Source organism: Chroococcidiopsis cubana SAG 39.79 (assembly GCF_003991895.1).
GTDB classification, from domain to species: domain Bacteria; phylum Cyanobacteriota; class Cyanobacteriia; order Cyanobacteriales; family Chroococcidiopsidaceae; genus Chroococcidiopsis; species Chroococcidiopsis thermalis.
On the sequence record NZ_RSCK01000097.1, the window covers coordinates 12,030 to 21,702 of the forward strand.

At 46.7% G+C, this 9,673-nt stretch carries 13 protein-coding genes and 3 pseudogenes; 9 read left to right on the forward strand and 7 right to left on the reverse strand.

Annotation, left to right across the window (positions count from 1 at the left end):
- From DSM107010_RS40945 to DSM107010_RS38905, 3 genes and pseudogenes are all read right to left on the reverse strand, one after another.
- Window positions 1–216, reverse strand: a pseudogene (locus tag DSM107010_RS40945) (hypothetical protein); the annotation flags it as partial.
- Between the two features lie 102 nt (window positions 217–318).
- Window positions 319–882 (reverse strand): Uma2 family endonuclease, encoded by a 564-nt coding sequence (locus DSM107010_RS30970; protein ID WP_106171665.1) that lies wholly within the window; start codon window positions 880–882, stop codon window positions 319–321.
- Window positions 883–903: 21 nt separating this feature from the next.
- Window positions 904–1,047, reverse strand: coding sequence for a hypothetical protein (locus tag DSM107010_RS38905; protein WP_158631908.1), 144 nt, complete (start codon window positions 1,045–1,047; stop codon window positions 904–906).
- Between the two features lie 237 nt (window positions 1,048–1,284).
- On the opposite strand from DSM107010_RS38905, the gene DSM107010_RS30975 reads away from it, so the two are divergent.
- From DSM107010_RS30975 to DSM107010_RS43260, 9 genes and pseudogenes are all read left to right on the forward strand, one after another.
- On the forward strand, window positions 1,285–2,037 hold the full coding sequence (locus DSM107010_RS30975; RefSeq protein WP_127024762.1) for a Uma2 family endonuclease: 753 nt from the start codon (window positions 1,285–1,287) through the stop codon (window positions 2,035–2,037).
- Window positions 2,038–2,137: 100 nt separating this feature from the next.
- Entirely contained in the window at window positions 2,138–2,497 is a 360-nt protein-coding gene (locus DSM107010_RS30980; protein WP_127024744.1) for an antitoxin Xre/MbcA/ParS toxin-binding domain-containing protein, read from the forward strand.
- A 38-nt stretch (window positions 2,498–2,535) separates the two neighbouring features.
- Window positions 2,536–3,018, forward strand: a complete 483-nt coding sequence (locus tag DSM107010_RS30985) for an RES family NAD+ phosphorylase (protein ID WP_127024747.1) — start codon at window positions 2,536–2,538, stop codon at window positions 3,016–3,018.
- Window positions 3,019–3,182: 164 nt separating this feature from the next.
- Window positions 3,183–4,229, forward strand: coding sequence for a tyrosine-type recombinase/integrase (locus tag DSM107010_RS30990; RefSeq protein ID WP_127024750.1), 1,047 nt, complete (start codon window positions 3,183–3,185; stop codon window positions 4,227–4,229).
- 226 nt (window positions 4,230–4,455) lie between these two features.
- Window positions 4,456–4,887: pseudogene (locus DSM107010_RS30995) on the forward strand (hypothetical protein); the annotation flags it as partial.
- A 110-nt stretch (window positions 4,888–4,997) separates the two neighbouring features.
- Window positions 4,998–6,302 (forward strand): NF041680 family putative transposase, encoded by a 1,305-nt coding sequence (locus tag DSM107010_RS31000; RefSeq protein ID WP_106171182.1) that lies wholly within the window; start codon window positions 4,998–5,000, stop codon window positions 6,300–6,302.
- Window positions 6,303–6,377: 75 nt separating this feature from the next.
- Window positions 6,378–6,575 (forward strand): annotated as a pseudogene (locus tag DSM107010_RS43255) (ISAzo13-like element transposase-related protein); the annotation flags it as partial.
- On the forward strand, window positions 6,527–7,150 hold the full coding sequence (locus DSM107010_RS31005; RefSeq protein ID WP_422387908.1) for an ISAzo13-like element transposase-related protein: 624 nt from the start codon (window positions 6,527–6,529) through the stop codon (window positions 7,148–7,150). The pseudogene DSM107010_RS43255 and the gene DSM107010_RS31005, both read left to right, overlap by 49 nt.
- The gene (locus DSM107010_RS43260; protein WP_127024756.1) at window positions 7,122–7,214 is read left to right on the forward strand and encodes a hypothetical protein; all 93 of its coding nucleotides are present in this window, start codon (window positions 7,122–7,124) and stop codon (window positions 7,212–7,214) included. The genes DSM107010_RS31005 and DSM107010_RS43260 overlap by 29 nt, the downstream gene beginning before the upstream one ends.
- On the opposite strand, the gene DSM107010_RS31015 is transcribed toward DSM107010_RS43260, so the two are convergent.
- From DSM107010_RS31015 to DSM107010_RS43265, 4 genes are all read right to left on the reverse strand, one after another.
- Window positions 7,209–7,565: a hypothetical protein gene (locus DSM107010_RS31015; protein ID WP_106171211.1), complete on the reverse strand. Its 357-nt coding sequence runs from the start codon at window positions 7,563–7,565 to the stop codon at window positions 7,209–7,211. The genes DSM107010_RS43260 and DSM107010_RS31015 overlap by 6 nt on opposite strands.
- A 184-nt stretch (window positions 7,566–7,749) precedes the next feature.
- Window positions 7,750–8,445, reverse strand: coding sequence for an HAD family hydrolase (locus tag DSM107010_RS31020; protein WP_106171209.1), 696 nt, complete (start codon window positions 8,443–8,445; stop codon window positions 7,750–7,752).
- A 12-nt stretch (window positions 8,446–8,457) separates the two neighbouring features.
- Window positions 8,458–8,679 (reverse strand): GNAT family N-acetyltransferase, encoded by a 222-nt coding sequence (locus tag DSM107010_RS31025; protein WP_106171207.1) that lies wholly within the window; start codon window positions 8,677–8,679, stop codon window positions 8,458–8,460.
- Between the two features lie 35 nt (window positions 8,680–8,714).
- Window positions 8,715–9,487 (reverse strand): IS1 family transposase gene (locus DSM107010_RS43265; protein ID WP_422387907.1). Its coding sequence is split into 2 segments (ribosomal slippage): window positions 8,715–9,229 and window positions 9,229–9,487, totalling 774 coding nucleotides; the frame shifts between segments, so codons are not numbered across the junction.
- Window positions 9,488–9,673 lie beyond the last annotated feature (186 nt).

Consider the following 9,673-nt stretch of genomic DNA (forward strand, 5'->3'; position numbering starts at 1 on the left):
TGCTGCGCTCGTTCCTAATTGTTCTGGAGATCGCTCTGTTCGACGGTGCTGTTTGCGATTGTAGTTTCGCACCCCACGATGGCGATAGTAGGAGCGGCGATTGTGGCAGCGCTCGTCATCCCAACAGCGGTCGCCAACGAGTCCGTGTTTGAGCTTGGCTTCAGTGATGCTAAGTTTCGAGCAAAGTCTGCATTTTTCTTGACTGGGGCGGGACATGACTACTTTCTCAATGGAGCAAGTGGTTACGGCGGTGTCTCCAAGTAGAGAGATGCTGAGATTCCTTCACGCCTGGAGGCTGTGCTGCAATTAAGTTTTGTATCAGCTCGGAAAAAACTGCCCGATTTCAATTTTCTTTTCTGGAAAAGCCAAGGCTGTAACCAGATCGCCTGGATGAACGAAAAACTGCTGCAAATATTCGGAATTCTGCGGCTGGCGGAAAATCCGAATACATCCAGCATTCACATCTGCCACCCAGTAATCGCTCACCCTACTACGTGCATAGGCAGCAAGTTTTTGATTAATGTCAAACGACAGCGTTGCGTCTGACACTTCGACTAGCAAAAACAGATCCTCGACAGTAGGGTGACGATCGTAGTAGTTGCGAGGCTGCATTCGTACTAGGGCAATATCCGGTTCTGGTTCAGTGCGATCGCTTAAAACAATTGGCTTTTGGCTCCTCACTGCTGCCACCCCTTCAAACAACACTCTGAAATATTTCTCAATGTTGTCGCTAATTGCTGCATGCGGTGGTTTTTGTGCTGCCATTAAAATTACTTGCCCTTCGATGAGCTCGGTGCGTTCTTCAGGTTTGAGTATGCCGCATTCTGCCATCTGGCGATATTCATTAACGGTAAAAAGTCTTGTTGTTTGTATGGCATTCATAGTGGTGCAGTTGAGATCGCGCTAAAAACTTTCCGCTTCCAAGGCACTACCGCTTGCAGTAGCGGCACTAGCACAACCGTGAATTTTGTTAGAGAGTGCTGAATGCACGTCCGACCATAAATATCCCTCAAGGTAAAGGTTCATCGTAGGATCGAGCGAAGGCATAAACGCAAAGCCGATGACAATTTTCTGTATTATACAACTTCAGCAAGCTCTGTACTAGAACATTTGTACTATTTTTAATTTAGTCGTAGTATAGTCGGATAAAAGATAATTATAACTTATTTTATATAACGAGGGTGATATACTGGGAAAGCTGAAACCATAAGTTGACCAATTCATAAGTTGACCAACTCGGTTTTCGTTGCTCACCTCGATGAGGCAGATTGCCTTCAGCCAACCATGTCCCACGAAACCGCAATTGGGCAGGAAAAGTCTGTAGTAGACTGGCTAGCACCAGAACCACCCAGCGATCTCGTTTTTGACGATGGAGAACCCTTGGAGACTAACCGCCACCGAATTGCCATGAACGTGTTAATCGATTCGACACTCACAGCGCTTTCGGAGCGGTCAGACTTTTTCGCGGGCGGTAATATGTTCGTCTACTACAGCCGCAATCAAGCGATGAATCGTGACTTTCGCGGTCCTGATTTTTTTGTTGCCTTGGATGTAGACGGTAGCCGGGAGCGCCAGGGCTGGGTGGTGTGGGAAGAAGACGGTCGCTATCCCGATGTCATTGTCGAATTACTGTCACCCAGTACGGCAAATGTGGATCGCGGAGTGAAAAAAGATTTGTACGAACGGGTGTTCCGCACTCCAGATTATTTCATATACGATCCTTTTGCTGCCGATTCGCTGGTGGGATGGCACTTGGAATTAGGACGTGGCTACCAGCCTCTGATCCCGAACGATCGCGGTTGGTTGTGGTGCGAAACTTTAGAATTGTGGCTGGGCACTTGGAATGGTAGTATCCGTCGAGAACCACCCACCGGAACTTGTGATTGGCTGCGCTTCTACGATCGCGCGCTCAATTTAGTTTTACTACCAGAGGAAATAGCCGCAAGGGAGCAACAACAAGCCACCTCAGAGCGCCAACGGGCGGAGAGACTGGCGCAAAAGCTGCGGGAATTAGGTGAAGATCCCGATCTAATCTAGATATTTCAGCTTTTTACTTGACTGACGCTGGTACGCACAATAATAGTTGGCTTAAATATGCGTATAATGTAAATGTATTGCACACTTTATGCATAAAACGATGCTATCTCCATTTTTAGCCGAGGTGATGGAGCCACACAAAGGCGTAATCTCTCCTCACCTTCTCTCGCAGATGTTACATATTTCTTTAGCGCGACTATCCCAGCTGACACAACTTCATCGCAATACTTTGACTCGCCATCCAGAATCCCCAGAAGTGCAGCAGCGCTTGGGAGAAATTGCGCGGATCGTCACTGTTGCCGCAGAACTAGTGGGCGATCGCACTCGTGCCATTGTCTGGTTTCGCCATCAACCCTTAAGTGGATTTGATAATAAGACTGCTGAAGAACTAGTTGCAGCAGGACACGCAGACGCAGTATTGGAGCATTTGGCGATGCTGAGCGATGGAGTCTACGCTTGAATGTACCGACGATTGAGCTAAAACGTCGCTGCTGGAGAATGCTAGCGCCCAAATGGGCTTATCAACCATTAAGTGGTGTAGGAGCAGCTCGTCATGGCGGACGTTTCAACCAACCTGGTATGGAAGCACTGTACATCTCCGAGGATTACATCACGGCAATCTCGGAGTACGAGCAAGAATTAGGTATTCGTCCAGGGACTCTCTGCGCCTACGATGTCGATGTCAAAGGAATTGTCGATCTAACAGATCCCCAGGTGCAGACGATCTGCTCTGTTAGCTTAGATACCCTCAAATGTCCCTGGAAAGAGATTTGGCTAATTTCAAAACAGCGCCCGCCAACCTGGGATTTAGCATCGCGACTGATTGCTGAAGATTATGCGGGAATTAGAGTTCCCTCTGTACGTGATATGAATGGTGTCAATATCGTTCTATGGCGCTGGAACGATCGCGAAAACCGACGCATTCGCGCACTCGATCCCCGAAATGATTTGCCAACCGACCAAAGCTCGTGGAATGCTTAAAGAGGAATATGACGCTCTATAAGGCGTACTTGCGAGATCGATGCTTGTTTGCTGGACGATAAACCACCGTTGTATAACGATTGATATAGCGAGTCTGGTTATGCAGCCTTGGTGCTACTCATATCGTGAGGCTACCATTTTTATTTTTTGAAAGATTTGTACATATGGATAATCGCGATCGCCTACCACCCATCAAAGTGATTTCCCTTAATTCCGATCGCTTGGATGCTGTGCCCCCATCTCAACCCAGACGGGGTAGACCTGCCAAAATTGGGACGGCACTAACCGATCTTCGCGTGACTAAAGTTAGAGAGTTTATCAACAGTAACAACTTAGCACCTAACTCGCGCAAGGTTTACGAACGAGAACTGAGGCGCTTTATTGCTTGGACCGATCTGCTGTGGGGTGAGATCGTACCGCGCCATATCGCCCAGTACAAAGCTTATTTAGTGGAGGAAGTGCAATCTCAATCGGGCAGATCGCTCTCCAAAAGCAGTATCAACAGTGCGATCGCCACGCTCAAAAGCTTTTTTGGTTGGATGGTGCAGGCTTATCCCGACATCCTCGCTGTCAATCCGACTGCCAGTGTGAAGCTAGAGAAGATTCCTTTACCCCCTGCCCAAAGTTTGACAGCCGAGCAAGTAGGGCAAATCTGGGCGGCAACCGAGTATCTGGGCGAGACGCAACAACGGGATCTAGCTTTACTCCACATCTTGAGTCACGGCTTGCGGGCGGGCGAAATTGTCAGTCTCAATGTGGGTGCGTTCGATGGTAGGCTGATCTTTGTGGCAGACACCAAGACCAACGAACCGCGATTAGTGCCGCTACGAAAACAGAGCCGTGATGCACTCAATAAATATTTATTCTGGCGTGAAGAACAAGGAGAAGAGATAACGAGCGATCGCCCCTTGATTCTGTCTCATCACGCGACTCGCAAAGGAGAACGATTGAGCTATCACGGCATTTATTTTGCCATCGAAAAGATCGGCGAATTGGCAGAAATTCCCCAGTTACATCCACACTCGTTTCGTCACACCTACAGCACCGAATTGTTGCTGATGGGTGTCGATCCCACCCACGCGAGAAAATTGACCGGACATCAGAGCGAGAAAGCTTTTCGACGCTATACCCTACGCGGCGAACAAGAAGCGGCGATCGCTGCCTATTACCGTGCAGCTGGGGAAGAAATGGAAAAACAAGATTTAGAATGAGAGCATTTTCCTGCTTGGTAAAGCAGCAATCCCGAAGATCGGAGTTGTGGTTAAAGACGAGCTGCTCGTTCCAGTTATTGTGTGACATTTGCCTTTGTCAAATGGGAGCGTAATAAATTCGTATGCTCTGTGCTACATTGAAGCATATTTTTCAAGAACGAGCATTTTATTGAGAATGGCTCTATTTAAGGCGGTTTCTATCAAACAGAATACCAGTTGAACTAAGATGCAATTGTGCGCTCAACCTTTTAGGAGCAAAGCCTTGGAGCCATTCACCCCTGAGTATTCGCTGCAACAGTTCCAAATTGAAGATCTACGGCTAGCTGCCTCTAAACTACTGGGAGCGGCAAGACGCAGTTTTCAAGCAGAAATGGCTTTGAAATACTGTGGTGGTAGTGCCCGATTAACTGAGACGGTATTTGGTTGGGGAAGAAACAGTGTGGAGTTGGGACTGGCAGAAAAGCGGACAGGGATAACTTGTATCGGAGCCCAAGCTGCCTGTGGCGGAAACAAGAGTTGGGAAGAACGTTTTCCAGAAGCAGCAGCCAGTTTACGAGAAATTGCTGAGGCTCATGCACAGCAAGACCCAAGCTTTCTGACGACCATTGCCTACACTCGCTTGACAGCAGCAGCTGCGATTGAGCAACTGCGCTCCTTGCTGGAGTTTAGACTAAATTGCTGACAACAAAGAAAATAGGGGACGTGCTTGAACACAGTCCCCCTATTAGCAGAATCTGAGAGAAGAACCACCAACTCTCATCTGCCAATATGAAACGTGCCAAATTAGAAGAATTTCGTCAAGCAGCGTACAACTACTTAGGTAGAGCGCATGATGCAACATTTGAACTGACAGATGCAATATTGCTAACTCGTAATGCCTACAGTTTGGCAGACTTATCACTATCATTAGTATTTAGACGCAAGTGGCCGAGTATTTACGAAGCATTACAAGATAGCAGACCACAGCGACAGAAACTGATGCAATACATCAAACAGATGCCAATACAGGGTCGTTTGTTGTTGGCTGGCGACCACACTGCTTGGTCGAGACCTGATGCACTCACTCTACAAGAGAGGACAATTGAACACTGTAGTGCCACAGTGGCAGGGAACAAACCAATTACGATTGGTCAGGGGTATAGTACTATTGCTTGGATACCAGAGAATTCGGGCAGTTGGGCATTACCTTTAAGACATGAACGAATTACCAGTTGGGAAAACCCGATAGAGAAAGCAACTTGGCAACTACAACAAGTGTGCGAGCATTTACCCACCAGACCGATTTCGGTTTGGGATAGTGAGTATGGATGCGCTCCTTTCGTTTCAAAGACTGCCAATATTAAAGCGGATATTCTGGTACGTTTGCGTTCAAATCTATGTTTATGGGGCGCACCGCCAGCATACTCAGGCAAGGGGCGACCCAGGAAACATGGTGACAAATTCAAGCTGAATGAGCCATCTACATGGAGCGAAGTGACTCAAAGTTTGGAAGTGAATCATCCAAAACTAGGACAGGTCAAGATTAGCTTGTGGTTAAATTTACACTTTCGTAAAACTGCAACACGTCCAATGTCTCTCATCAGAGTTGAGCGTGTCGTTCGGCTGGGCAACTCCAAGGCAGCAAAACCTTTGTGGTTGGCTTGGGTAGGAGAGGAAATGCCTCCACTAGAAGCAGTTTGGCAATTTTACTTGCGTCGCTTTACGGTTGACCATTGGTATCGTTTTGCCAAGCAACGCTTACACTGGACACTGCCGAAGCTAAGTACCCCTAAGCAATGTGAGCGTTGGAGTGACCTGATGCCAATCATAACTTGGGAATTATGGTTAGCGCGTGATATTGTAGCTGACAACCCTTTGCCTTGGCAGAAATCATTAGACAAAATGACCCCTGGAAGGGTTGCTCAGGCAATGGGGAGCATTTTAGCGGCAATTGGTACTCCTGCTCGTTTGCCCAAACCGCGCGGAAAGTCCCCAGGTTGGAAAGCCGGACAACCACGACAACGTAGAATTCGCTATCCCCAAGTCAAAAAAACTACAACTAAGCCCCGCAAAGAGCAACCAGTATCTGCTTAGTCTTGTAGATTTTCGTACCTGAAGCCCATTTCTTTTCAACTCAGCGTTGCTGGGTCATTTCTTGTTGCTTAGTCTAAACTCCAGTCCTTGGGCTACCCAGAGAAACAAGTACCAGCTTCCAGCACAATGGCTTTGATTTTGAATCGCATGGGCTACCGTTTGCGACCCGTGGTCAAAGCCAAACCCCAAAAAAAATCCCCCAAACAGATGCCATCTTCGATAACATCCAAGCCAATGGCCAAAAAGCAGACAGCAACAGCATCAAACGCCTAAGCATGGATTGTAAAGCTACAGTCAACGTTGGTGATTTGGCTCGTGGGGGTCAAACCCGAGGAGACAACCGAGCCGATGACCATGATTTTGGGACGGGGGATAAGTATATCCCCTGTGGCATCGTGGATGAGGATAACGGACAAATGCACCTGATCTTTGGTAGCTCCTGCAAAACTAGCGATTTTATGGTGGATGCGCTCTTGGAGTGGTGGAACGACCTCACGCCTAACCAGCAACAGCAGACTCAAAGCATCCAACTCAAAGTGGATAATGGTTCAGAAAGTAGCGGTGTTCGCACACAGTTTCTCAAACGGATGGTAGAGTTGGTTGACCAGATAGGCAAACCGATTCACCTGCTCTACTACCCGCCGTATCACAGCAAGTACAATCCCATCGAGCGCTGCTGGGGGATTCTAGAGAAGCACTGGAATGGAGCAAAACTGACAGATGCTCTGACCATGCTTCTATGGGCACAGAGTATGACAAGCGAAAGGTGTTCATCCCACGGTGAAGTTAAATCTCAAGACTTATCAGACAGGTATTTCCTTGACGAAAAAAGCGATGCGCTCGATTGAGCAGCGTTTAGAACGCAATCCACTCTTGCCCAAATGGGATATCCTTATCCGACCTGCCTCATAGGTATTTTGTTTCTTGGAGATCGCCTAAGATCTCAACATCTTTATTCCATCTACCCCAAAATCTGAATCCTGATGGGGCAAGCGTAACACTACCAACCCCTTTATGAATTTGTTTGAGTTGTCCTTCTTCTCTTGTTTCAAATAAATACTCTGGACTTAGCTGTAATGTCAGCAGATGATCGTAAACAATTACTTCAGGTGTTTCACACGCTGGCATTGAGAGGCGATCGATATTTAACTCACTCAAGAATTGAAACGGAGTCGCAGCCAGCAGTGAAGTACCTGGAGTGACTGGCAAGGGGACAGCTTTATTGCTTTTAGCATCGATAACCCTAATGTTTCCTTGTACCATGTTTTGGTTTAACAGTTTCTATCTAGCGATCGCCCTACTGACAATCTCAGTTAATTCTTTACCTCACCAGTAATCTTACAGCACTGTCCTAACTGGGGTCTTGCGGTCTAACGGCAGAGTTGAGCGGCGACGAACCAGCTTCAACCTAGCAGCAGAGGCTCTCATCCGCCGTTCCAACGCCGTGTTAGTTGTCTGACCCAACCGACTCAACCAAGTCGATGAGATTGGCTACAGCCCCAAGCGCAGATGAATGTTTTGCACCTCCCACAAGGATACAGCTAATTCCTGCTGCTGTTGCTCCACCCAAATCTCGTCTCACTGAATCACCAATCATTACTGCATCTGGCGGAGCGACCTGCATCTCCTCCAACACCTTCAAAAATGGACGCGGAGATGGCTTTACGATTCCACAATCTGACGAAAACGAGCTTGACTGACAAACAGGAAGAACGCCACATTGATTCAGTGTGTCAATCCAAAGTGTTTTAGGTGCCCAAATATCGACGACTAAACCTAGCCGAAAATGGTGAGATACCCGATTAATTGCTGCTGAATATTCGGGTGGAACATAACCTAATTCGTGATGAGCAAACGTCTCCACTAAAAGGTCTAAATCTCTTTCCGATAACTGGTCATGCTTTCCAACGCTCACAAATGCGTCCCGCAAACTAGGGAACGCTTCTCGATATTGTGGCTTATGATAGCGATTATCCAGGTACTCGTAGGCTGCTCGAATCAGTTGATTCACTCGCTCTGCCTCAATTGTTCCGCCAAGTTGACGATAAATGACAGAATAATCCTCATCTGCACCAAATCGATCGGCACCAAACATGAAGGTGCCGTTCATATCCAACAAGATCGTGTTGAACTTATCAATCATTCAATTTTCCTTTTAGGTGAGACTTAACACCATTTCGTTGCTCTGTGCGTAACCGAGGCTGGAATAGAGCAACTTCCCCGTATCAGAAGCGTGTAAAACCGCTCTTGTGCAACCAATCTCCTTCAAGTAGATCATCGCTTCTTTCATCAGTTTTGTAGCAACTCCTTGCCTTCGATAGGATGGTTTTACATAGACACCCCAGATGTATCCTTTCTGATACTCCTCACTCACCATTGGGTAGAGTTCCAGGTGATGTTATCAAACTGTTGTTAAATATTTAAGCCAAATTCATACCGATTAATAAATAAACCAATAACTATGTCATGCATTTCCTCAGACTTGGAGAAGCAAATTGTCTTTCGAGTCAGTCGTTTAATTCTTGTTCTTAAGCTTAGATGTTTCCGTTCAATTCTTTGAGTTTTTCTCTTGCCAACCTGATGTCTCTCTGTCGGTAAATGACGTTCGTAAGCTCTCCAACCATCCGTACAGTAATTCTTAATTCCAAACGGCTCTAATAACTTTTTGAGCTGAAGAAAGACTTCGTCTTTACGTTGTCCAAAAGTGTAAGCAAGAACTTGGCCGGTTTGACGGTCAATGGCATGCCACAACCACCTCTGATTAGTTTTATTACCGACATAACTCCACATCTCATCTAATTGGGCTTCTTCAATCCCTTCCGGGGCTTCTTCTTCAACCCGTCGGATTTCTACCTCCACTTCTGTCGCCTGAATTGTCTTTAACAAACTTTGATTTACTTGTTCAAGTTGTGGCGACTTTTTTTTAATTCTCTAATCACTGTTGCTGGACTCACATGCAATACTCGCGCCGTGTCTCGAATACCGCTTCCATTCAAAGCCATATCTACAATTTTCTGCTTCACTTCCCGTTTTCGCCCTGCTTGTTGGGTGTCAAGCATAAAAGTGCAGCGAAGGCAGTCGGAGTTCCGGCACAAATAGCGCTGTTTCCTTTCCGGTGATTTTCCGTGTTTGATGATATTATCTGAACCACAATCTGGACACACAACAGGAAGCCAAACAGTCATGACAGAGCTTTAACTCACTTGTTTATCTAACTTTGATTCTTCCATATTACAACAGTTTAGTAACACCACCCCCTCATTAAAGGCTTTCCTACAACCGAATAGAAAAAGGTTCTGTTGCAAAAACTTTTTAAGGACGTAAAGATCTATCCCGCTCGGAGCAGATTATACAGCAACTCCAAAAATTTG

Bases quoted from the DNA above. Each gene is read 5' to 3' on its own strand.
- DSM107010_RS30970 (WP_106171665.1), bottom strand. From the start codon at position 882: ATGAATGCCATACAAACAACAAGACTTTTTACCGTTAATGAATATCGC.
- DSM107010_RS38905 (WP_158631908.1), bottom strand. From the start codon at position 1,047: ATGCCTTCGCTCGATCCTACGATGAACCTTTACCTTGAGGGATATTTA.
- DSM107010_RS30975 (WP_127024762.1), top strand. From the start codon at position 1,285: ATGTCCCACGAAACCGCAATTGGGCAGGAAAAGTCTGTAGTAGACTGG.
- DSM107010_RS30980 (WP_127024744.1), top strand. From the start codon at position 2,138: ATGCTATCTCCATTTTTAGCCGAGGTGATGGAGCCACACAAAGGCGTA.
- DSM107010_RS30985 (WP_127024747.1), top strand. From the start codon at position 2,536: ATGCTAGCGCCCAAATGGGCTTATCAACCATTAAGTGGTGTAGGAGCA.
- DSM107010_RS30990 (WP_127024750.1), top strand. From the start codon at position 3,183: ATGGATAATCGCGATCGCCTACCACCCATCAAAGTGATTTCCCTTAAT.
- DSM107010_RS31000 (WP_106171182.1), top strand. From the start codon at position 4,998: ATGAAACGTGCCAAATTAGAAGAATTTCGTCAAGCAGCGTACAACTAC.
- DSM107010_RS31015 (WP_106171211.1), bottom strand. From the start codon at position 7,565: ATGGTACAAGGAAACATTAGGGTTATCGATGCTAAAAGCAATAAAGCT.
- DSM107010_RS31020 (WP_106171209.1), bottom strand. From the start codon at position 8,445: ATGATTGATAAGTTCAACACGATCTTGTTGGATATGAACGGCACCTTC.
- DSM107010_RS31025 (WP_106171207.1), bottom strand. From the start codon at position 8,679: ATGGTGAGTGAGGAGTATCAGAAAGGATACATCTGGGGTGTCTATGTA.